Annotated in this window: 18 protein-coding genes and 1 pseudogene; 12 read left to right on the plus strand and 7 right to left on the minus strand. The window is 37.2% G+C overall.

Annotated features, from left to right (window positions below):
- Positions 1 to 175 precede the first annotated feature (175 nt).
- Positions 176 to 1,042, plus strand: coding sequence for an aminoglycoside O-phosphotransferase APH(2')-G141 (locus PZ892_RS05110; RefSeq protein ID WP_185250308.1), 867 nt, complete (start codon positions 176 to 178; stop codon positions 1,040 to 1,042).
- Between the two features lie 437 nt (positions 1,043 to 1,479).
- Here PZ892_RS05110 and catB (PZ892_RS05115) read toward each other — a convergent pair whose 3' ends face one another.
- From catB (PZ892_RS05115) to PZ892_RS05125, 3 genes are all read right to left on the minus strand, one after another.
- A complete protein-coding gene (gene catB / locus PZ892_RS05115) occupies positions 1,480 to 2,109 on the minus strand; it encodes a type B chloramphenicol O-acetyltransferase (RefSeq protein ID WP_010256763.1) in 630 nt (209 codons plus the stop codon).
- A gap of 365 nt (positions 2,110 to 2,474) precedes the next feature.
- Complete coding sequence (locus PZ892_RS05120) at positions 2,475 to 3,581, minus strand: IS91 family transposase (protein WP_277712258.1); 1,107 nt, start codon at positions 3,579 to 3,581, stop codon at positions 2,475 to 2,477.
- Positions 3,565 to 4,464: a tyrosine-type recombinase/integrase gene (locus PZ892_RS05125; RefSeq protein WP_347176400.1), complete on the minus strand. Its 900-nt coding sequence runs from the start codon at positions 4,462 to 4,464 to the stop codon at positions 3,565 to 3,567. The genes PZ892_RS05120 and PZ892_RS05125 overlap by 17 nt, the downstream gene beginning before the upstream one ends.
- A 531-nt stretch (positions 4,465 to 4,995) precedes the next feature.
- On the opposite strand from PZ892_RS05125, the pseudogene PZ892_RS05130 reads away from it, so the two are divergent.
- From PZ892_RS05130 to PZ892_RS05140, 3 genes and pseudogenes are all read left to right on the plus strand, one after another.
- Positions 4,996 to 5,244, plus strand: a pseudogene (locus tag PZ892_RS05130) (FAD-dependent monooxygenase); the annotation flags it as partial.
- Positions 5,240 to 5,767 carry a hypothetical protein gene (locus PZ892_RS05135; protein WP_185250310.1) on the plus strand — a complete coding sequence of 176 codons (528 nt, stop codon included), beginning with the start codon at positions 5,240 to 5,242 and terminating at the stop codon, positions 5,765 to 5,767. The pseudogene PZ892_RS05130 and the gene PZ892_RS05135, both read left to right, overlap by 5 nt.
- A complete protein-coding gene (locus tag PZ892_RS05140) occupies positions 5,764 to 6,267 on the plus strand; it encodes a dihydrofolate reductase (protein ID WP_038694170.1) in 504 nt (167 codons plus the stop codon). Before PZ892_RS05135 ends, PZ892_RS05140 begins: the two co-directional genes overlap by 4 nt.
- 203 nt (positions 6,268 to 6,470) lie before the next feature.
- Here PZ892_RS05140 and catB (PZ892_RS05145) read toward each other — a convergent pair whose 3' ends face one another.
- On the minus strand, positions 6,471 to 7,100 hold the full coding sequence (gene catB, locus PZ892_RS05145) for a type B chloramphenicol O-acetyltransferase (protein WP_010256763.1): 630 nt from the start codon (positions 7,098 to 7,100) through the stop codon (positions 6,471 to 6,473).
- Positions 7,101 to 7,443: 343 nt separating this feature from the next.
- On the opposite strand from catB (PZ892_RS05145), the gene tet(X) (PZ892_RS05150) reads away from it, so the two are divergent.
- From tet(X) (PZ892_RS05150) to estT, 3 genes are all read left to right on the plus strand, one after another.
- Positions 7,444 to 8,610, plus strand: a complete 1,167-nt coding sequence (gene tet(X) / locus PZ892_RS05150) for a tetracycline-inactivating monooxygenase Tet(X) (RefSeq protein ID WP_005783159.1) — start codon at positions 7,444 to 7,446, stop codon at positions 8,608 to 8,610.
- 344 nt (positions 8,611 to 8,954) lie between these two features.
- On the plus strand, positions 8,955 to 9,926 hold the full coding sequence (locus PZ892_RS05155) for an aminoglycoside phosphotransferase family protein (RefSeq protein WP_015431540.1): 972 nt from the start codon (positions 8,955 to 8,957) through the stop codon (positions 9,924 to 9,926).
- A 168-nt stretch (positions 9,927 to 10,094) separates the two neighbouring features.
- Positions 10,095 to 11,009, plus strand: a complete 915-nt coding sequence (estT, locus tag PZ892_RS05160) for a macrolide hydrolase EstT (protein WP_154469528.1) — start codon at positions 10,095 to 10,097, stop codon at positions 11,007 to 11,009.
- A gap of 372 nt (positions 11,010 to 11,381) precedes the next feature.
- Here estT and erm(F) read toward each other — a convergent pair whose 3' ends face one another.
- The gene (gene erm(F) / locus PZ892_RS05165; protein WP_277712263.1) at positions 11,382 to 12,182 is read right to left on the minus strand and encodes a 23S rRNA (adenine(2058)-N(6))-methyltransferase Erm(F); all 801 of its coding nucleotides are present in this window, start codon (positions 12,180 to 12,182) and stop codon (positions 11,382 to 11,384) included.
- A 25-nt stretch (positions 12,183 to 12,207) separates the two neighbouring features.
- A protein-coding gene (locus PZ892_RS05170) for an IS3 family transposase (RefSeq protein WP_277712265.1) occupies positions 12,208 to 13,370 on the minus strand; the annotation gives its coding sequence in 2 pieces (ribosomal slippage) (positions 12,208 to 13,118 and positions 13,118 to 13,370; 1,164 coding nt in all).
- 488 nt (positions 13,371 to 13,858) lie between these two features.
- On the opposite strand from PZ892_RS05170, the gene tet(X) (PZ892_RS05175) reads away from it, so the two are divergent.
- Entirely contained in the window at positions 13,859 to 15,025 is a 1,167-nt protein-coding gene (gene tet(X) / locus PZ892_RS05175) for a tetracycline-inactivating monooxygenase Tet(X) (RefSeq protein ID WP_005783159.1), read from the plus strand.
- 211 nt (positions 15,026 to 15,236) lie between these two features.
- Here the strand turns inward: tet(X) (PZ892_RS05175) and catB (PZ892_RS05180) are convergent, their stop codons facing one another.
- Complete coding sequence (catB, locus tag PZ892_RS05180; RefSeq protein ID WP_010256763.1) at positions 15,237 to 15,866, minus strand: type B chloramphenicol O-acetyltransferase; 630 nt, start codon at positions 15,864 to 15,866, stop codon at positions 15,237 to 15,239.
- A gap of 358 nt (positions 15,867 to 16,224) precedes the next feature.
- Between catB (PZ892_RS05180) and PZ892_RS05185 the strand changes: the two genes are divergently transcribed.
- From PZ892_RS05185 to PZ892_RS05200, 4 genes are all read left to right on the plus strand, one after another.
- On the plus strand, positions 16,225 to 17,088 hold the full coding sequence (locus PZ892_RS05185) for an aminoglycoside 6-adenylyltransferase AadS (protein WP_003013318.1): 864 nt from the start codon (positions 16,225 to 16,227) through the stop codon (positions 17,086 to 17,088).
- A 350-nt stretch (positions 17,089 to 17,438) separates the two neighbouring features.
- Positions 17,439 to 18,293: a hypothetical protein gene (locus PZ892_RS05190; RefSeq protein WP_126731997.1), complete on the plus strand. Its 855-nt coding sequence runs from the start codon at positions 17,439 to 17,441 to the stop codon at positions 18,291 to 18,293.
- Positions 18,294 to 18,740: 447 nt separating this feature from the next.
- A complete protein-coding gene (locus PZ892_RS05195) occupies positions 18,741 to 19,043 on the plus strand; it encodes a hypothetical protein (protein WP_277712282.1) in 303 nt (100 codons plus the stop codon).
- Positions 19,044 to 19,422: 379 nt separating this feature from the next.
- Entirely contained in the window at positions 19,423 to 23,091 is a 3,669-nt protein-coding gene (locus tag PZ892_RS05200) for a DEAD/DEAH box helicase (protein ID WP_277712284.1), read from the plus strand.
- The last annotated feature ends 36 nt before the right edge of the window (positions 23,092 to 23,127 follow it).

Genomic DNA, 23,127 nt, shown 5'->3' on the forward strand with positions numbered 1-23,127 from the left:
ATTTTTTAAATACAAATATATCAATATCTTATGTAGAAAGAAAAGTCAAATAACGAAACACGTATATAGGGTTGGTTAAGCGAAATTTTCCGTATATTCGTTTCGTTAAAACAGATGTTGTTAAACGAAATTTGAAAAAACAAACCTTTTAATATTTGAAAATTTTAGCAATTTTATGAAAGCGGAACTCTACTTACAAAAGATCAAAAATGATTTTCCTCAGATAAAGTGGAAAAAGCATCGCGTACTTACTCACGGATGGGATCACATTATCATTGTTCTTGATGAGAAAATCATTTTTCGCTTCCCCAAAGACAAAGAGTACAAAGACGAGTTTCAAAATGAAATACAATTGCTCCGCTATCTAAAAAAGAGATTCCGTGTAGGTATTCCAGAGTACAAATATATTTCCAAAGACAAATCAATTGCTGGATATGATATGGTACGTGGCCGAGAGCTTACCGTTTCACGTTTTCGTCGCCTCTCCGCCTCGGAAAAAGATACCGTTGCCAAACAACTTTCTGGATTTATTTCAGCCCTCCACGCAACGCCAAAGTCAGTTATGACCAAATACAACGTTAGAGATGAAAACCAAGAAAAAATCTACAAAGAACTCGTCAGTAATGTTAAAAAACTTCTTTTTCCTCGGCTCCGAAAAAAAGACATTCAGCTCATTGAAGATTATTTAGTTGAACTAAAAGACGCTCTCGGCCACAAATATTCAAATGCGCTCGTCCATAATGACTTATCAGCCGAGCATATTCTTTGGGACGATAAACTCAAACAAACTAACATTATAGATTTTTCCGACCGCGCATTTGGAGATCCAGCAATTGATTTTAGTGGCCTATTGGAATATGGACAGAAATTTACTGAGAAAGTTCTTGACTTGTACTCTGGCAAAAAAGACAGTCAGATACTAAAGAGGTCGCAATTGTATTTCAAAAGAGTTCCGCTTTCTATCATGATTGATTCCATGATTGGGTATCCGTGTACCTTTGAGCAAGGGTACACCATGTTCAAAAAAAGATTCAAAGTATAAAATTGCTAAAATTTAAATTATGATCGGTTTGTTTTTTCAAACTCGCTCCTTTCAGTTGCGCCCCGCTGCGCTCTCCTCCCTTCGGTCGTCGGGTCGTTTAACAGCGAGTATACGGTTCGCTCCTGCCGTCGCTCACCCATATTCACTGGCGGTAACGCCTTTCAGGCGATATTATACCGCCAGTGAACATCGTATACTCGCAAACGTTGTTAGCAATCCGCTGCGCTCCTTGCTAACAATGGCTCGGCGACTTACGTCGCTTGCCGTAAGCCGCCGCTTCGCGGACTGCTTACAACAAGCGACTTGGCTAAATAGCTCCGCTTTTGTATCTTCGATACAGCTTCGCTACTTCGCCAATTCGCCGAGCCGTTATGTGTAATTTTAGCCGCAAACGCAGTTAAAACAAAAAGGCTCCGAATTTCGGAACCTTCTTTTTATCATTTCATTTTTCTAAAAAACTTGTACAACAAATCGATTTTATTTGAACAAAGAATTGGCATTGCTTCAAAAAGGGTTTCTTCATCCCATTCCCACCATTTCATTTCCTGCAATTTTTGGATGTCATCATCACTAAATCTCTTTTTTATCAATTTGGCTGGATTTCCCCCTACAATTGAATAAGGTTCAACATCTTTTGTAACCAAAGCACGACTGCCAATAACAGCTCCATCTCCTATCTGAACTCCTGGCATTATCATAGCTTCACTACCAATCCAAACATCATTCCCAACAACTGTATCTCCTGCTTTTTGAAATCCATCTTGGCTTTTACTGAAAACATCAAATTCAGACATATAAAAAAATGGAAAACTGGAAATCCAATCATATTTATGACCTTGATTACCTGCCATTATGAAACTTGCACCGCTCCCTATTGAACAATAAGAACCGATAATTAGTTTATCGACATCATTCCTGTCCGGAAACAGATAACGAGCACAATCGTCAAATGAATGACCGTGATAATAACCAGAATAATAAGAATATTTACCCGAAATTATATTGGGATTAGTTATGTGGTCTTTGATTATTTTTCCTTTAAAAGGACTTTCGAAGTAATTTTTCATTATTTAACATATTTAATTTACAATAAGAGACAATAAGGAAACGAAGAATAATACTAAACTATTCTCTTCCTATACGTTGCGTAAAGTAAATTTGCTAATCTGATAATTTCATCTGACAAAGATACTAAAAAACTACACATAATAACTAAGCTTTCGTTGGGCTTGAAAAGCCAACAATGAAAGCCCGTTGAACGGAAGCTTCGGGAGCTTTTTTGGCAGTCTATGGAGTTATCGTTTTTAGAATTTAGATACACAAAGCAGTTTTTTTAGAAGTACTGCTTTTTTTGTGGGCAGAAGTGGTACTTTGTAGGGTTTAAATGCTGTGATTTTTCGTTTCAGCATATAATTTCCCTTACCCGCAAAGTTTATTTCGCAGAGAAAGTTTGGGTGACGAAAAGAAAATCCTGTGGCGGACCACGTTGCCCGAAAATGGCAATGGCCACCAGGTTTCCTTTTTTGCAACAGCGGCATTTTCTGAGCATAGTCTGGGGAACAAAAACGCTCCGTTCCACTTTTAAACTTTCTTGCAAACCCTGGAGTTTTCCACGCTTCCAGCTGCTGCTTAAAATACCGTAATGGCGGATCCTTACAAATCTTTTCGGCAGGATATGCAGACTGAAGCGTCTGATAAACTCCACATTCGATAAAGTCATTTCTTTTTTCTCGCCGCCTTTGCGGTAATCTTTGTAGGCAAAACGAACTTCTTTATCTGTGACTTCCTTAATCCGGTGATTGCTGATGGCCACTTTGTGCGTGTATCTGCCTAAATATTCGATGACTTGCTTGGGACCACCAAAAGGTCTTTTCGCATACACAACCCAGTTTTTGGAGAAAAGCCTTTCAGTCAAGTTTTGGTCACTCATACCATTAGCTCTCAATAAAGCCACAAACTTCGCACGGAACACTTTGCTCATCGCTTTTACAGAGAAGAGATATTTATCTGTTCGTACTTTCCTTCTCCATTTTCCCTGCTGGCTGATTCCACCACCCGGTACAATGCAGTGCAAATGCGGATGCAAGCTCAGGTTCTGCCCCCAGGTGTGCAAAACCGCAATCATTCCCAACTGGATTCCTTCGGTTTTCCCGAACTGGTTTAAAGTTGCCCAAGCGGCTTCAAACAGGGTTTTGTAAATGAGGGTGGGATTTGCAATGGCCAAACCGTTCAGTTCTTCAGGAAGCGTAAAAACCAGATGATAATAACTGCACGGGAGTAAATCCTGTTCGCGCTTCTGGATCCACTCTTCCTTTTTGTGTCCCTGACACTGCGGGCAGTGCCTGTTCCGGCAGGAATTGTAACTGATGGAAAGGTTTCCGCAGCCGTCACACGCATCGATATGACCACCCAGAGCGGAAGTCCGGCAACAGGACAAAGCCCGAAGTGTCTTTTCCTGATGAACGCTGAAGTTTTTGGCCGGTAAATCGATTTTGCGGAGAACTTCAGCAACAGTTCCGCCCTTACTTCGGGTTTCCATTTTTGCGGCATAAAGCAAACACGGTATCCAAAGGACTGTGCGGCTGCTGATCCGACAGCTGACAGACATGCAAATATTCCATGGTCGATTCAATTCTTTCATGGCCCAGAAGTTTTTGAACCATAATGATGGAAACTCCATCTTCCAATAAATGAGTGGCAAAGCTGTGTCGCAAAGTGTGGGTATGAACCTCTTTGGTAATGCCGGCTTTTTTAGCAATAGTTTTAATCACCCACTGAACTCCTCTTTGACTATAGCGGGAATCGAAATCCGGTGTGCCAGAATCCGGCTGGTCAATCTCTTCAACATTCCTGTTTTGATTTCCGTTGAATAAATATTGAACCGGATTTTCAACTTTAATAAAGGTTTTCAATCCCCGGATTAAATGCTCTGAAAGCGGAACATAACGGTCTTTCCGGCCTTTACCCTGCACAATGTGAAGCATTTTCCGGTCAAAATCCAGATGCTGAAGTTCAATATTCCGCACTTCCATACACCGGAGTCCACAACCGTAGATCAGTCCTATGAGCAGTTTATGCTTCAGGAGTTCGGCGGTTTGAAGCATGCGCCAGATCTCTTCCCGGCTGAGAATTACAGGAAGTTTCTTGACTTTTGGAATGGTGGGAAGATGGAGGTAGCTGTAAGGTAGACCTTCGGTTTTCAGCAGGAAACGCAGCCCGTAAACAGTATGTTTAAAGTACGACTGAGAAGGGGTTTTTGATCGCTTTAGAAGTTCAAAGAGATAATCTTTGATGTCTTCCGGGTCTAATTCGGTAGGGATTTTACCGAAATGAAGCGCTAAGGCGGCAACATGCCTGGAATAATTATCAAAGGTTCGTTTGCTTCTGCCCAGAATGGAAATATTTCTTTCAAAGCGTTGCAGGAGTTCGGCAAAACCATTAACTTCGCTAGAGGCACGATTGAGAAACTTGTTAGTCCTTAACTCCTCCGGAGATTTTTTTTTGTAGCCATTTTATATGTTTTTTAGGGTTTAATAAAAACAAAATTACTAAAACGGCGAATGGGAAAGCTACCGGAGGTTTAGTTCAACATCGCATTGGCAAAATGGCGGGTTAAGTTCAAAATTCAACTTTTGTGCTTTTTATTCCGCCGAATGTGTCCCACATTCAGCTTTTTTTTAATAATTTAGCTTCTGTGGAAACACATCGGCTACGTCACTGCTAAATTGAACTTTCGGTTCAATTTATCCGCCACTTCGCCAATGCGTTTCCCGTTGTTAGCAATCCGCTGCGCTCCTTGCTAACAATGGCTCGGCGACTTACGTCGCTTGCCGTAAGCCGCCGCTTCGCGGACTGCTTACAACAAGCGACTTGGCTAAATAGCTCCGCTTTTGTATCTTCGATACAGCTTCGCTACTTCGCCAATTCGCCGAGCCATTATGGGCCATTTTTGAATGACAATGCGAATAGATACAGACAAACAAATGAATTTACTTAGTGATAAGAACGTTGCAATAATTGGTGGTGGACCCGTTGGACTGACTATGGCAAAATTATTACAGCAAAACGGCATAGACGTTTCAGTTTACGAAAGAGACAACGACCGAGAGGCAAGAATTTTTGGTGGAACCCTTGACCTACACAAAGGTTCAGGTCAGGAAGCAATGAAAAAAGCGGGATCGTTACAAGGATGGCGGTATGATTTTGCGGGCTGATTTGGTAAAAAGTAGCGAGGCAGTCAACATTGAACACGTGACACATACCTTCACTTGGGTTTATCCGCGTCAAGAAGCTGCAGTGAAACCATTTTATATTCTACCGGAGTTTGATTATGGCATCCATCGTCCGGATTTTTTCACCCCTGAGGTACAAACCAAAAGCAACTTGTTTTACACCGATTCAAGAGCACTTTTTCAAAGTCATTCGAAAGGATCTGTTGAATATAAGGTAGATGCTGATTCCACGGTTGTGACTCATTACAAATTGCTTTTGTCAGGGTATTATGCCCAAGAGTATTCAGAAGGGATACTTCGCAATCCAATTAATTTCTCAAAAAAATTCACCCCAACGATCCACAAGGTGGTGGCTCCGGATGGAACCTATCATTGGGTAATTGGTTATTTTCTCACGGAAGAAGAGGCCAGGGGAACACAGGTTCACGATGCAGTAATTCCAAATCCCCGCATGGTGTTCATTTCACCTACAATTTACAAAGTACTTCCATGAAAGTAGCATTGATTGTTGCTGTTGATCAGCAATTCGGTATTGGAAAGAACAATGATTTGATGTGGCATTTGCCTGCAGATATGAAATTTTTCAAAGAAACAACCACGGGACATATTGTGGTTACAGGTAGAAAAAACTACGATTCCATTCCGGAACGTTTTCGGCCGTTGCCCAACCGCGAGAATGCGGTCTTAACACGCAATACCGAATATCATGCTCCTGGAGCAGTTGTTTTTTCTTCCTTGGAATCCTGTTTGGATCATTATAAAAATGAAGTGGAACGAACCGTTTTCATAATTGGAGGCGGACAAATTTACCGAGAAGCTTTAGCGCTTGATTGTGTTCAAGAGATGTTTATTACCCATGTGCAGGGCGAATTTGGTGCAGATACCTTCTTCCCGAAATTCGAAGCTGTCGCTTGGAATGTTGAAACGGTAGCAACCCAAGCAGTGGATGAGAAAAATGCCTATGCGTTTGAAGTGAAAAGGTATTGGAGGTAACGTGATTACTTGATGAGAAATAAGAAATCATTGTCTACCTACTTTCGTTATATTTGATCAAATAAAGAAACAAACCTGCACAAAAACATCAAGTATTATGCTGTTTTGTACAGAAAAGCCGTATCAATAAATAAGTTATGTGTAATTTTAGCCGCAAACGCAGTTAAAACAAAAAGGCTCCGAATTTCGGAACCTTCTTTTTATCATTTCATTTTTCTAAAAAACTTGTACAACAAATCGATTTTATTTGAACAAAGAATTGGCATTGCTTCAAAAAGGGTTTCTTCATCCCATTCCCACCATTTCATTTCCTGCAATTTTTGGATGTCATCATCACTAAATCTCTTTTTTATCAATTTGGCTGGATTTCCCCCTACAATTGAATAAGGTTCAACATCTTTTGTAACCAAAGCACGACTGCCAATAACAGCTCCATCTCCTATCTGAACTCCTGGCATTATCATAGCTTCACTACCAATCCAAACATCATTCCCAACAACTGTATCTCCTGCTTTTTGAAATCCATCTTGGCTTTTACTGAAAACATCAAATTCAGACATATAAAAAAATGGAAAACTGGAAATCCAATCATATTTATGACCTTGATTACCTGCCATTATGAAACTTGCACCGCTCCCTATTGAACAATAAGAACCGATAATTAGTTTATCGACATCATTCCTGTCCGGAAACAGATAACGAGCACAATCGTCAAATGAATGACCGTGATAATAACCAGAATAATAAGAATATTTACCCGAAATTATATTGGGATTAGTTATGTGGTCTTTGATTATTTTTCCTTTAAAAGGACTTTCGAAGTAATTTTTCATTATTTAACATATTTAATTTACAATAAGAGACAATAAGGAAACGAAGAATAATACTAAACTATTCTCTTCCTATACGTTGCGTAAAGTAAATTTGCTAATCTGATAATTTCATCTGACAAAGATACTAAAAAACTACACATAACATCGCATTGGCAAAATGGCGGGTTAAGTTCAAAATTCAACTTTTGTGCTTTTTATTCCGCCGAATGTGTCCCACATTCAGCTTTTTTTTAATAATTTAGCTTCTGTGGAAACACATCGGCTACGTCACTGCTAAATTGAACTTTCGGTTCAATTTATCCGCCACTTCGCCAATGCGTTTCCCGTTATGGGCCATTTTTGAATGACAATGCGAATAGATACAGACAAACAAATGAATTTACTTAGTGATAAGAACGTTGCAATAATTGGTGGTGGACCCGTTGGACTGACTATGGCAAAATTATTACAGCAAAACGGCATAGACGTTTCAGTTTACGAAAGAGACAACGACCGAGAGGCAAGAATTTTTGGTGGAACCCTTGACCTACACAAAGGTTCAGGTCAGGAAGCAATGAAAAAAGCGGGATTGTTACAAACTTATTATGACTTAGCCTTACCAATGGGTGTAAATATTGCTGATAAAAAAGGCAATATTTTATCCACAAAAAATGTAAAGCCCGAAAATCGATTTGACAATCCTGAAATAAACAGAAATGACTTAAGGGCTATCTTGTTGAATAGTTTAGAAAACGACACGGTTATTTGGGATAGAAAACTTGTTATGCTTGAACCTGGTAAGAAGAAGTGGACACTAACTTTTGAGAATAAACCGAGTGAAACAGCAGATTTGGTTATTCTTGCCAATGGCGGGATGTCCAAGGTAAGAAAATTTGTTACCGACACGGAAGTTGAAGAAACAGGTACTTTCAATATACAAGCCGATATTCATCAACCAGAGATAAACTGTCCTGGATTTTTTCAGCTATGCAATGGAAACCGGCTAATGGCATCTCACCAAGGTAATTTATTATTTGCTAACCCCAATAATAATGGTGCATTGCATTTTGGAATAAGTTTTAAAACACCTGATGAATGGAAAAACCAAACGCAGGTAGATTTTCAAAACAGAAATAGTGTCGTTGATTTTCTTCTGAAAGAATTTTCCGATTGGGACGAACGCTACAAAGAATTGATTCATACGACGTTGTCATTTGTAGGATTGGCTACACGGATATTTCCTTTAGAAAAGCCTTGGAAAAGCAAGCGCCCATTACCCATAACAATGATTGGGGATGCCGCACATTTGATGCCGCCTTTTGCAGGGCAGGGAGTAAATAGTGGGTTGGTGGATGCCTTGATATTGTCTGATAATCTAGCCGATGGAAAATTTAATAGCATTGAAGAGGCTGTTAAAAATTATGAACAGCAAATGTTTATCTATGGCAAAGAAGCACAAGAAGAATCAACTCAAAACGAAATTGAAATGTTTAAACCCGACTTTACGTTTCAGCAATTGTTAAATGTATAAAATGGAATAAAACGGCACATAACAAACAAATTGGCAATAGAGCCGGTGAAGTACTTCTATTGAACTTTTGTGCAATGTTGAAGATTAGTAATTCTATTCAACATTTGTGCTAAAAGTCGGCTCCATCGCCAATTTGCCAGCCGTTGTTAGCAATCCGCTGCGCTCCTTGCTAACAATGGCTCGGCGACTTACGTCGCTTGCCGTAAGCCGCCGCTTCGCGGACTGCTTACAACAAGCGACTTGGCTAAATAGCTCCGCTTTTGTATCTTCGATACAGCTTCGCTACTTCGCCAATTCGCCGAGCCATTACCTGCAAGCTGAAACCAAAAATCCGACAAAATAAAATGGTTGAAACATTGATAAAAACATTGCAACAAAAATATCTTATCAAAACAAACACAATTTCTAAACAAAAAGGTGGTTGGGCTTCTTTGGCTTATAAAATAGAAGATGAAAACGAGCATTTTTATTTTTTAAAAGTTTATGAAAAAAGTCGAAAATCAACTTCTTATTTAACGGAACACATCGACCTTTATCTTCCCATTGTGGATTGGCTTGATAATCAAACTCTGCTGAAAGGAAAAATCATTCGATTGATTAAAACGCAATCTGATGATTTTAGGTGCGAAGATGAAAATTATATATATGTTTTGTTTGATTACATTAAAGGAGAAACAGTTGGAGAAAAAAATTTAACCAAAGAACAAATAACTCAATTAGCCGAAATTGTCAGTCAGTTACATCATTTAAAAAAAACTCCTTTTGACCTTTCGCAGATTTCTGAAACATTTGACCTTTCGTTTATTTCTAAACTAAACAATTGGATAGACAAAAACCTTGACCAACTAAAAACGGAAATCAAAACGGTACTGCAACCTAATCTTTCAATTATAAAAAATCAAATCAACGAATGGTATAATTTATCAAATGCTTTAAAGGAAAAAGATTTAAAATATTGTTTATGTCATACAGATATTCATCATTGGAATCTTATCACAGACAAACAAAAATTATATCTTTTGGATTGGGAAGGAATAAAGTTTGCACCACCCGAAGCCGATATTTTCAGCATTTATCAGCAACCTTATTTTGATTTGTTTATCAAAAGATATTATGAACTCAATCCTGATTATCAAATCAATGAAACGGTTTTACAATATTATCTGACAAGTAGAAAACTTCAAGATATTTTTGAGTTTATCGAACAATTACAATTTGACGAACTCAATTCGGAAGAATACAAAATCAACTTAAACTATCTGAAAAAAGAAGTTGATAACATAATATCCAAACCTAAAAACACAGCCAGCAGGTAACAAGGGTTTTGCAAGAGCGGGGCGAAAATACTCCGTTGGAGATTTTCGCTATATTTGTAGCTTAGTGCTTCGGTCGAGATTTTCTGCTGAAAATCCCCGCCCTCGCAAAGCCCCAAACCGTTAGCGGGCATTGTGAAAGATACCAGCATAACAGTTAAACATTGATAAATGAAAAAAAAACTACTTTGGATATTAATTTTAGGACTGATAATAATCAGTTGCAAACAAAGGAAAACAGAAATGAAAGAGAAAATAATTAAAACAAACGGCATTGAACTCTGTACGGAAAGTTTTGGAAATAAGAAAAATCCAGCAATCCTTTTGGTAGCAGGTGCAACCGTATCAATGCTGTATTGGGACACTGAATTTTGCCAACAATTATCTGAAAAAGGATTTTTTGTTATTCGTTACGACAACAGAGATGTAGGAAAATCCACTAATTATGAACCAGGTTCTACTCCATACGATATTGTTGACTTAACTAATGACGCTATTTCAATATTGGATGGCTACAAGATTGACAAAGCACATTTTGTGGGGATTTCTTTGGGCGGACTAATTTCTCAAATAGCATCAATAAAGTTTGCCGACAGAGTTAACTCCTTAACTCTTATGTCATCAGGCCCTTGGGGAGACTCAGACCCAACTATACCTGAAATGGACACGAGTATTTTAGATTTCCATAGTAAAGCAGGTACAGTCAATTGGACAAATGAAGACAGTGTGGTAAACTATTTAATTCAGGGTGCAGAATTAATGAGTGGCAAGAAACAATTTGACAAACAAAGAAGTGAAAAACTGATAAGAGCTGAGTTCAATAGAGCCAACAATTATATAAGTATGTTCAATCACGCTGCATTGCAAGGTGGTGAAGAATATTGGAACAGATTAAACGAAATCAAACAACCCACCTTAATTATCCACGGAACAGACGACAAAATTTGGCATTATAAGAATGCAGGTTTATTACTAGAAAAAATAAAAGGTTCAAATCTAATCACCCTTGAAGGTACAGGACACGAATTACACGTTGATGATTGGAAATCAATAATTGATGGAATAGAAAAACACATAAATGACTGATAAACAAAAACAACGACCCGCTAACAATGTATATAAAAAATAGGCGAAACAGCAGTAAATTCAAGGCTTTTGGCTCGTATTATACTTTGTGCTTAACCGAAAATTTGGCACTTCGAAATCGCCTACTTTTCATATACTAACCGTTGTTAGCAATCCGCTGCGCTCCTTGCTAACAATGGCTCGGCGACTTACGTCGCTTGCCGTAAGCCGCCGCTTCGCGGACTGCTTACAACAAGCGACTTGGCTAAATAGCTCCGCTTTTGTATCTTCGATACAGCTTCGCTACTTCGCCAATTCGCCGAGCCGTTATGCGGCAGCTTAAAAGACGACACCAAACCAGAAAAATCATCTTGACAACCACCCGACTTTGAACTACGAAGGATGAAATTTTTCAGGGACAACTTCCAGCATTTCCAAAAAACAGTTTACCCATTGACTTGGAGACAAACAAACAATTTGAGCATTAAGGTTTAAACCGAATTTTTCCGAAATTGACCTGACCTGACTTTTCCTGAAAATCGACTTTAAAGCTGTTTTTACAGATAAATCAGGTTTCTCTAACAGACAGGAAATAAATGCTAAGTATTTGGCTTTAAACTTAAAATCAAAAAATAACTGTTTTCTTTTAATGTTTAACAGGGCTGATTTGACAGTTGGCGGTGGAAAGAAACTTTCAGGACCTACCTCATAGACAAGTTTCAAATCAAAAAAAGTATGATAGAAAACGGTATATGGACTGTAAAGCTTCCTCGAAAATAACTTTTGTGTAGGTTCTAACTGAAGGACAATGGAACCTCCCAGAAAATTTCCAAGACTCTCAAACATCAGGATTTTGAAAATATCGGAAGTAATGCCATAAGGAATATTTGACACCACTTTGAAAGGAAATTTCGGAACTGCAAAATTCCTAAAATCACAACCGACAACTTGAACATTTCGGGCATCAGAAAATAATTTTCGTAAATGTTCAACCAAAGCTGTGTCGTTTTCAATAGCAACAACATTGTTGGCGATTTTTAATAAATGAACAGTAAGAAACCCCTTGCCTGCCCCAATATCTAAAACCGTATCCTGATTACTTATATTTGCTTGTCTTATTGCATCTTTTATTAGCACTTTATCAATAGTAAAGTGCTGACCCGTAAAACGAACGGGCAATTTCTTTTTTGTCATTAGTAACTTCTTATGTAATCTTCCCTTAGCTAGCTACATTCAAAACTAAAAAATTCCAATCAGATTTGCTATTGCTATCCTGTTGGAATGTGGGAAACTCGGAGAGTTTTCCATATTTCAACAGGAACTCTGTCGGCGTTAATTGTCCCAATGAGGAATGGGGTCTTTCATTGTTGTACATCCATGCCCATGCATCTGCATATTTCCTTATCTCGGGCAAACTGTCAAACATATAGCTATCTAGTACATCTTGCCTGAATGTCCTGTTAAACCGTTCGATCAAACTGTTCTGTGTAGGCTTGCCCGGTTGGATAAACTCCCACTGTATACCGTTCTGCTCACACCATCCCCGCATAGCCTCAGCAACAAACTCAGGACCATTGTCAGAACGGATCTTGTCGGGTTTGCCGCGCCACTCCAGTAGTTTTTCTAGTTCTCGGATCACTCGTTGTGCAGGCAGACTGGTGTCCACCGTAATAGAAAGAGCCTCCCGGCTGAAATCATCGATGACGTTTAGTGTACGGATCGTTTTCCCACTGGCAAGCGTATCGTGCATGAAATCAAGGCTCCAGGTGATGTTCGGCCCAACAGGACACAGCAGTGGTGCTTTTACCCGAGCAGGAAGACGCTTCTTGCGCTTATTCCGCAAATTTAATCGCATGGCGGTGTATATTCTGTAAACACGTTTGTGGTTCCACATATATTGTAGCTTTCGGAGACGGTGGTACATCATCCAGAAGCCCCATGTACGGTGCAGACTGGCCAGCTTTGAAAGCTGCTCGATGACTTCTGTGTCGTCTCTGCGCTTTGCACGGTAATAAAAAACAGACGTACTGATATTAAATACGGCACAGGCCTGCCGTAGGCTCATCCCAAAATCTTCACGGGCATAACCTACAAGCTCACGCTTTTCGGCAGGCCCTAAAGCTTTTTTTCGATAACGTCTTTTAGCACGGTAATCTGAAGGGTCTGCTCGGCAACGATCTTTTTATATTGGGCCAGCTCCTTTTCCATTTCACGGAGTTGTTTGAGCTGAGATACTTCCATACCAGAGTATTTGCTCTTCCATGAATAGAATGTACCTTGGCTAATACCATGTTCCCGGCAAATATCGGAAACCGATTGTCCCGAATCCTGCTGTGATAAAATCTTGATGATCTGCGATTCGCTGAACTTACTTTTTTTCATTGTCCCTAAATTATAAAACTACATTAATAATCGTAGCTATTTATAGGGAAGATTACACTTACAGGTGAATACTTGAATTCAAATCGTGGAGAAGTGAATAGACAGTATTACCCGACAGAGCAACTATGACAACGTAACGCCTTTACAAAAAAGTCGGTACACGAAACCCATAGACTAATTGTCTTGACCTAAAAGAGATTGGAATTTTCAGGACTGCCTATCACTTAGATAGAAGTCCAAGGTCTGCTGAAATACATAATTCAAAAATTGAAATTGCTTGACTGCAAATTTAGTAACTTTGCTTGACAAATTAACGAGAAAGAAGAGAAAATGAAAACCGACCGCATAACATCACCTATACGCAAGCAGGGGTTTCGTGCTTCGTAGGACAGTTAAGTGGTAAATTTAAAGTTCAGTTCTTCGTAGGAAGTTCAGTGGTTAAAATCCCTGCCTGCGTATAGCTGAGAACCGTTATGGGCCATTTTTGAATGACAATGCGAATAGATACAGACAAACAAATGAATTTACTTAGTGATAAGAACGTTGCAATAATTGGTGGTGGACCCGTTGGACTGACTATGGCAAAATTATTACAGCAAAACGGCATAGACGTTTCAGTTTACGAAAGAGACAACGACCGAGAGGCAAGAATTTTTGGTGGAACCCTTGACCTACACAAAGGTTCAGGTCAGGAAGCAATGAAAAAAGCGGGATTGTTACAAACTTATTATGACTTAGCCTTACCAATGGGTGTAAATATTGCTGATAAAAAAGGCAATATTTTATCCACAAAAAATGTAAAGCCCGAAAATCGATTTGACAATCCTGAAATAAACAGAAATGACTTAAGGGCTATCTTGTTGAATAGTTTAGAAAACGACACGGTTATTTGGGATAGAAAACTTGTTATGCTTGAACCTGGTAAGAAGAAGTGGACACTAACTTTTGAGAATAAACCGAGTGAAACAGCAGATTTGGTTATTCTTGCCAATGGCGGGATGTCCAAGGTAAGAAAATTTGTTACCGACACGGAAGTTGAAGAAACAGGTACTTTCAATATACAAGCCGATATTCATCAACCAGAGATAAACTGTCCTGGATTTTTTCAGCTATGCAATGGAAACCGGCTAATGGCATCTCACCAAGGTAATTTATTATTTGCTAACCCCAATAATAATGGTGCATTGCATTTTGGAATAAGTTTTAAAACACCTGATGAATGGAAAAACCAAACGCAGGTAGATTTTCAAAACAGAAATAGTGTCGTTGATTTTCTTCTGAAAGAATTTTCCGATTGGGACGAACGCTACAAAGAATTGATTCATACGACGTTGTCATTTGTAGGATTGGCTACACGGATATTTCCTTTAGAAAAGCCTTGGAAAAGCAAGCGCCCATTACCCATAACAATGATTGGGGATGCCGCACATTTGATGCCGCCTTTTGCAGGGCAGGGAGTAAATAGTGGGTTGGTGGATGCCTTGATATTGTCTGATAATCTAGCCGATGGAAAATTTAATAGCATTGAAGAGGCTGTTAAAAATTATGAACAGCAAATGTTTATCTATGGCAAAGAAGCACAAGAAGAATCAACTCAAAACGAAATTGAAATGTTTAAACCCGACTTTACGTTTCAGCAATTGTTAAATGTATAAAATGGAATAAAACGGCACATAACAAACAAATTGGCAATAGAGCCGGTGAAGTACTTCTATTGAACTTTTGTGCAATGTTGAAGATTAGTAATTCTATTCAACATTTGTGCTAAAAGTCGGCTCCATCGCCAATTTGCCAGCCGTTATGTGTAATTTTAGCCGCAAACGCAGTTAAAACAAAAAGGCTCCGAATTTCGGAACCTTCTTTTTATCATTTCATTTTTCTAAAAAACTTGTACAACAAATCGATTTTATTTGAACAAAGAATTGGCATTGCTTCAAAAAGGGTTTCTTCATCCCATTCCCACCATTTCATTTCCTGCAATTTTTGGATGTCATCATCACTAAATCTCTTTTTTATCAATTTGGCTGGATTTCCCCCTACAATTGAATAAGGTTCAACATCTTTTGTAACCAAAGCACGACTGCCAATAACAGCTCCATCTCCTATCTGAACTCCTGGCATTATCATAGCTTCACTACCAATCCAAACATCATTCCCAACAACTGTATCTCCTGCTTTTTGAAATCCATCTTGGCTTTTACTGAAAACATCAAATTCAGACATATAAAAAAATGGAAAACTGGAAATCCAATCATATTTATGACCTTGATTACCTGCCATTATGAAACTTGCACCGCTCCCTATTGAACAATAAGAACCGATAATTAGTTTATCGACATCATTCCTGTCCGGAAACAGATAACGAGCACAATCGTCAAATGAATGACCGTGATAATAACCAGAATAATAAGAATATTTACCCGAAATTATATTGGGATTAGTTATGTGGTCTTTGATTATTTTTCCTTTAAAAGGACTTTCGAAGTAATTTTTCATTATTTAACATATTTAATTTACAATAAGAGACAATAAGGAAACGAAGAATAATACTAAACTATTCTCTTCCTATACGTTGCGTAAAGTAAATTTGCTAATCTGATAATTTCATCTGACAAAGATACTAAAAAACTACACATAACATCGCATTGGCAAAATGGCGGGTTAAGTTCAAAATTCAACTTTTGTGCTTTTTATTCCGCCGAATGTGTCCCACATTCAGCTTTTTTTTAATAATTTAGCTTCTGTGGAAACACATCGGCTACGTCACTGCTAAATTGAACTTTCGGTTCAATTTATCCGCCACTTCGCCAATGCGTTTCCCGTTGTACGACATAGTAAAACCGAACCAAACAAAATGAAAGTCAGAGAAGAAAAGTTAAGAACAATTATAGAATGGTCGGAGAAAAACGAAGATGTAAGAGTTCTTCTTCTGACAAGTTCACTTGTAAATCCTTTAGCACTTGTTGACGAATTTAGTGATTTAGACATTGAATTTGTTTTTGAGGATAATACAAATTACATTTCAGACAAAAGCTGGACGCTTAAATTCGGAAATCCAATTGCTATGATTGAAGAAGACGAAAGTTGTTTTAACCATAAACACGCAATGAAAATGCTACTTTATGAAGACGGTGTGAAAGTAGATTTTAAACTTTACAGCAAATCAAAATTTATAAAGGAAACGCAAGAGAAAGAATTACCAGAAGATTGGGATATTGGTTATAAAATTTTAATTGATAAAGATGGTATTACAAAGCAAATGCTGAAACCAACTTATCAAATTTCCATTATCAAAAAACCGTCTGAAAAAGAGTTTCAAAATCTAATAAACGATTTTTGGTGGGACACAACTTACGTGGCAAAGTGTCTTGTGAGAGATGAAATATTCTATGCGAAATTTATGTCGGAAACCGTTATTCGCACAGAATATTTAATTCCTTTAATTGAATGGCACATTGCAAGTGAACACAATTGGAACATAACGACCAATAAATATGGACGACTTTTCAAAAAGTATCTTAACCAGGAAATGTGGGCTAAAACAGAACAAACATTTTCAGGGAGCGATATAAAGGAAAATTGGACTGCTCTATTTTCAATGACTGATTTAGTTTCAGAAATAGGAACTGAATTGTCAAAAAAATTAGAGTACAAATACCCGGATAAATTAGAAAATGACATACGAAAATATTTAGCTGGACTAAAACCCAAAACATAACTACGTCGTACAACATCGTATTGGCAATAGGCGGGCTGAACGGCTTCGTATCAACGGAAGTGCAAAATTCAACTTCTGTTCTTCGATTAAAGTTCAGTGCTAAAAATCCCGCCCATCGCCAATACGCGGCACGTTGTTAGCAATCCGCTGCGCTCCTTGCTAACAATGGCTCGGCGACTTACGTCGCTTGCCGTAAGCCGCCGCTTCGCGGACTGCTTACAACAAGCGACTTGGCTAAATAGCTCCGCTTTTGTATCTTCGATACAGCTTCGCTACTTCGCCAATTCGCCGAGCCATTGTTGGTGGCAAGCAATGGGCGACCGTTTCACCGACAGAAAAACTGACAAAAGATGAGTGCAATTACAAAATTCATAGACGGCTACTTGACAAAATCAGGCAGAGCAGACATTGACCCTGTTGAAGCTAATGATTTGCTTGCGAAAGCAGGAATTTTGAAAGACAGCAAAGACAGACCAGGCAAACCGCTTCGGGACTTGTTGCGTAAAGGACAACTACCACACGCTTTTCAAGCAGGTGGTAAAGGTTCAAGTTGGACAATTCCACATTCAAGCAAAGGAAAAAATGCTATTTCAAATTATTCGTCCACTAATCAACAGACAAAAAAAGTAGCAACTGTTAAGCCGACAAAAGCAACAGAAACGACAACCGATATTTCGCAACTAAAAAAACAACTTGAAAAAGCACGTCAAAAATACAAACCCGAAACAGTAAAGTATTTGCTTGTTGCAGAAGCACCGCCAGACAGTTTGGAACGTTTTTTCTACTACGACGATGTTCGCCAACACGACTATTTATTTTTGGGTGTAGCAGAAGCACTTTATCCAAAACTTAAAGAACAATTTCTTTTAAGTGGACGAAGTAGTGAAATAAAAAACACAATTTTGCAGACACTTCAACAAGACAGTTTTTACTTGCTTGACTTGTCTGAATTACCACTTTCGCTTCTTGACACGGACTTGCAATCACAACTTCCGAGTTTGGTTGACAAAATAAATTCTGTTGCGGACGACAACACTCAAATTATTTTAATCAAGGCAAATGTTTACGACATTGCTTTTTATTACTTAAAGCAAAAATTCAAAAACGTAATTGACCAAAGAATTACATTTCCAGGACAAGGCGGACAACGGAAATTTCAAGACGAGTTTAAACAAGCATTAAAAAAAGTTCATTATTTTGACTAAACTTGACAACAAAATTTGCCAGCCACCAACATCGTATTGGCAATAGGCGGGCGAACGGCTTCGTATCAACGGAAGTGCTAAATTCAACATTTGTGCTTCGTATCAACTTTGGTGCTAAAAATCCCGCCCATCGCCAATACGCGGCTCGTTACCAGCAATGTTAGACGACCGCACAATCCCGACAGTTTGTAAAGTCAACGGTGGACTGTCCACTTCACGACTTCGACCTGACTTTGCAGTAACTTTTAAGTTTTGTGCTTTTATTAAACTTTTGGCGGTAGACAGTTCAACGCTGACTTTTAAAGAAAAAAATTATCACGGGCAGACAATCAGCTAAAACGACTGACAACGCTTTTTGAAAATGAGAAATGAATGTAGGCAACGACAATAGACAATAAATCGTTTTAACTTTAGACAATTTTTTAAAACTTAAAAGACACATACGACATGCAAAAAACATATTCAACAATTTTAATTCTATTCGTTTTGACAACAATGTTTACAAGTTGTAAAAAAGAGAGAAATCAAACTGTAACAGTAGTGCGTGACTGCACAGGGACATATTTGCGTTTAGACGGCAAGGACTTTCAAGTTTGCAACCTCGAAAAGGTTTCATCCTTTTCAGACGGGACGGCTGTAACAGCGACTTTCAAGAAGATAAAGGAATGTAACGGTTCAGCAAAAGACGCAATAGTCTGTTACATGCTTCATGCAAACGAAGGTTGGATAGAGGTTGAAAAAATAAAATAGCACCCAGACTTCGATATGGACCATTTAGACAGAGAAAAAAACACTGCTGGTAACAGCACATTTGCAATAGGCGGGGTTTCATGCTCCGCAGACAGTTTAGTGGTAACCGAAAGTTTTGTGCTCCGCATAAACATTAGTGGTAAAAATCCCGCCCATCGCAAATCTGCAAAACGTTGTTAGCAATCCGCTGCGCTCCTTGCTAACAATGGCTCGGCGACTTACGTCGCTTGCCGTAAGCCGCCGCTTCGCGGACTGCTTACAACAAGCGACTTGGCTAAATAGCTCCGCTTTTGTATCTTCGATACAGCTTCGCTACTTCGCCAATTCGCCGAGCCATTGGGCGACATTATACCAAACAGACCGCAAATAAAGACACAATATGACATTTTCAGAATTCTACTCTAACAAAACAATTGAAATCTTGACTAAACAAAGTGCAGGAAAGACAAATCAAATATTTGTGCTTCTTGGACAATCGGAGTTAATTAATAAAACAACTCTTTTAGACAACATAACAGACGTGGAGACTTTTCACTTGAATGGAAATGAAGATCTTTTTGACAAAAATTGGTTTACAAACGTTTTTACAAAATTGAATTCTGAAAAACAATTTCATTTACTTTCCTTTGCTCAATTTAGTTACCTAATCCACTATATTGACAGTTCATTCTTTAAAGACAGAGTAATAATAATTCAAGATAATTTAAGACAACTCTTTCCAATAAATAGGAATGAATATTTGGAGGAAAGCAGTGATGAAAATATCGAAACACGACCAGAAAAAATACCAATTTATCAAGCTGAACAAATACAAATAAAAGATTACTTCTTTTATTCAGTAAAGACATTAAACGATGACTTTACAACTATAAATCTTTTTGAAGAAACGACTAAACTTATTGAATCCGACAATTCAGATTTCGACAATATTGATATTAGTTCGGATCAAACTGCATTAGATTTCTTCTTAAATTCCTGTATTTTAGAGAACAATCTGCAAAAAAATGCAATTGTAAAGATTTATCCTAAACAGCCAATTAATAGCTCAATAATAAAAAATGTTGAAAAGGTAAATTATGTATTAAATCTATTTGGAGGTTCATTAAATCTTCTAAAAGAAGAAATAATAAAAGAAGACTATCAAGTTAATCAGTCAACAAAAGATTTGCTTCTAAAATATTGGGGAGAAAAAGCAGAATTTCGAGGATTAAAAGTTTATCGCAATCCTGACATTGGGAATCAAGTTTCTGAAATTTCACAAGGCTTAATTGTTGAAACAATTATTAAAGAATACGAAAATTCAAAAAGAAATGAAAAAACAAGAGATTTGTTTTTAACTGCACCTACCGGTGCAGGTAAATCTCTTCTTTTTCAATTACCTGCATTTTACGTTTCTCAAAGTGGCGACATTACTATTGTTATTTCGCCATTAATTGCATTAATGAAAGACCAAGTAAATGCAATTATTACAGATCGTAATTTTGATAAAGTTGCCTATTTGAATAGTGAATTAAGTTTGATAGATCGTGAAAGAGTAATAGAAAATTGCCAAAGTGGAGAAATCGACATTTTGTATATGTCGCCTGAACTTTTTATGTCTTACGACATTAAACATTTTATTGGCGAAAGAAAACTTGGCTTACTTGTAATTGACGAAGCTCACTTAATTACAACTTGGGGAAGAGATTTTCGTGTGGATTATTGGTTCTTAGGCAATCACGTTAGAAAAGTAAGGAAATATCACAATCTAAGTTTTCCAATGGTTGCAGTTACTGCAACAGCGATTTATGGCGGTGCGAACGATATGGTTTTTGATAGTATTGATAGTTTAGTAATGCACAATCCACACGTTTTTATTGGACAAGTTAAAAGGAGTGATATAACATTTGCTGTAAATAACCACGATCGTTTTTCTGCAAATTATGAAAGTAATAAACTTGCTCAAACGGTTGATTTTATCAAAAAAATAAATGAAGTTGGTTTAAAAACTTTAGTTTATACACCTTATACAAAGCATATTCGTCAAATAATCGACAAACTTAACAATGACAATCTTGAAATTGCAACAGGATATTATGGTGCGATGCCTGCTGAACAAAAGGAATTTTCATTTAGACAATTCAAAAGTGGTCAGAAAAAAATAATGATCTCTACCAAAGCATTTGGTATGGGTGTAGATATTTCCGACATCGAGTTGGTTTATCATCACGCACCTTCGGGTTTATTACCTGATTATGTTCAAGAAATTGGTAGAGTTGCAAGAAAACCAGAAATTAAAGGATTTGCAGCTTTAAATTATTCTTCTCAAGATCAAAGATTTACAAAAGCACTTCACGGAATGTCTGCTTTAAGACAATACCAAATCAAAGAAGTTCTAAAAAAAATTCACAAAGCATACATTAAAAACAACAAAAGCAGAAACTTGCTTTTATCTGTAGATGACTTTGGGCATATTTTTGAAAATGCTCTTGATCTTGACCAAAAAGTTTTAACGGCTTTGATGATGATCGAAAAAGATTATTTGGCAAAAACCCGATTCAATGTAATTATTGCAAGACCTAAAAAATTATTTGTTCGAGTTTTTGCAAGGATTTCCGATCAACATTTATCAATTTATAGGGCTAAATACGCTGAAACTTTTGCACATATAAGTTCATTAGAAAATGGAAATAACATTATAGAAATTGATTTAGACAAATTATGGTATCAAAACTTTAATGATAAAAGTTTTCCAATAGTAAAACGAGATTTTTATACAGGTTATTTATTCAGAAACGATGGAATTGAAGTAATTCCACAACTAAAAATGTCATTTGAAAGATTAGATACATTCAACAATTTGTATCAAAGTCTACAATCATTATTTGCAAACATTCAAACCATATTTGCAAATTTTGAAGGTTCGTTTTTCAATCAAAAAGAATTGGAAACCGAACTAAATAAATTTTTAAATGACGAAGTGAAAGCGGAAAAAATAAGCAAGTTCATACTTTCGTCTTATTCAGGCAGACTAATTCAACCAGGTGTGATAGAAGCAAATGCTTTTTTACAACAACGCAGAGAAATTGATGGTTATAAATACAGAATTTTCAACAATCAATATTTAGCAAGTTTTACAGCACTTACAAATAGACTAAATAACTTGTTCGGGAATACTGACGAATACATTGTAAATCGGTATGTAACAAATAAAGAATCTAATTCTATTAATTATGTAAGACTTGGATACTTTTTAGAAATGCTCGAACTCGGAACTTTTGAAATTAAAGGTGGAGAAAATCCAATGGTTTTCATTCGTATAAATGATCCATTGAGAATTGAAAGAGATTCTAACAATAATAGTTACAATAATACTCTATTATCAAAAACTTTAGAAAGACATCATTTGAGTAATCAAATTTTTGATCATTTCTTTTTACGCAGTTTTTCTAACGATGAACGTTGGGATTTTGTAGAGGATTTTTTCCTTGGATCAGATGTTGATATTTTATTAGATAAACATAAAGGTGGCGAAGCAAACAATCTAAATATCATAGAATTTTTAGACAATAATTCTATACCTATTAAAGCTGAAGCAACAGAATTAGATGAAAAGAACAACATTCACATTTTTCATCCAAATTCAGAATCGTTTTACAATAGCACAAATTTATTGACAATTGAAAACGAACAAGGAATAAGAACGATGAAAATTTCGGAATGGTTAGTTGAGGATCCTGTTTCCTTTCATACAGTCTTCCAAAAACACAAATTGAAAATTGACGGAAAAATATTTGAAATTTTGGTTTCAAAACTTAAAGCAAACCATTTTGAACATTTTCGTGATAGCCTTGGACTAAATATGCGAATTGACTTTAAAGGTTATGACAAACAAGTAAAAGCAAGCATTCCTTACACTGAAAAACCTGTTGAATTTTACAAATGGTGGTGCGACAATAAAGACCAAGTAACGATAAAATTTCAAGAAAAATTAATTCTATTTGACAAAGTATTTATGCAAAAACCCAACGTATTAAAAGCCGAACATCGGAAAATAATAAACAAATAAAAAATAACGATCGCCCAACAGCAGTTTGGCAAAATG

Source organism: Sphingobacterium sp. WM, assembly GCF_029542465.1.
GTDB lineage: Bacteria > Bacteroidota > Bacteroidia > Sphingobacteriales > Sphingobacteriaceae > Sphingobacterium > Sphingobacterium cellulitidis.

Coding starts and splice junctions, on each gene's coding strand:
- PZ892_RS05190 (WP_126731997.1), top strand. CDS start 17,439: ATGAGTGCAATTACAAAATTCATAGACGGCTACTTGACAAAATCAGGC.
- catB (WP_010256763.1), bottom strand. CDS start 2,109: ATGAAAAATTACTTCGAAAGTCCTTTTAAAGGAAAAATAATCAAAGAC.
- PZ892_RS05200 (WP_277712284.1), top strand. CDS start 19,423: ATGACATTTTCAGAATTCTACTCTAACAAAACAATTGAAATCTTGACT.
- PZ892_RS05155 (WP_015431540.1), top strand. CDS start 8,955: ATGGTTGAAACATTGATAAAAACATTGCAACAAAAATATCTTATCAAA.
- PZ892_RS05135 (WP_185250310.1), top strand. CDS start 5,240: ATGATTTTGCGGGCTGATTTGGTAAAAAGTAGCGAGGCAGTCAACATT.
- PZ892_RS05110 (WP_185250308.1), top strand. CDS start 176: ATGAAAGCGGAACTCTACTTACAAAAGATCAAAAATGATTTTCCTCAG.
- PZ892_RS05140 (WP_038694170.1), top strand. CDS start 5,764: ATGAAAGTAGCATTGATTGTTGCTGTTGATCAGCAATTCGGTATTGGA.
- PZ892_RS05120 (WP_277712258.1), bottom strand. CDS start 3,581: ATGGAAACCCGAAGTAAGGGCGGAACTGTTGCTGAAGTTCTCCGCAAA.
- catB (WP_010256763.1), bottom strand. CDS start 7,100: ATGAAAAATTACTTCGAAAGTCCTTTTAAAGGAAAAATAATCAAAGAC.
- estT (WP_154469528.1), top strand. CDS start 10,095: ATGAAAAAAAAACTACTTTGGATATTAATTTTAGGACTGATAATAATC.
- PZ892_RS05195 (WP_277712282.1), top strand. CDS start 18,741: ATGCAAAAAACATATTCAACAATTTTAATTCTATTCGTTTTGACAACA.
- PZ892_RS05185 (WP_003013318.1), top strand. CDS start 16,225: ATGAAAGTCAGAGAAGAAAAGTTAAGAACAATTATAGAATGGTCGGAG.
- catB (WP_010256763.1), bottom strand. CDS start 15,866: ATGAAAAATTACTTCGAAAGTCCTTTTAAAGGAAAAATAATCAAAGAC.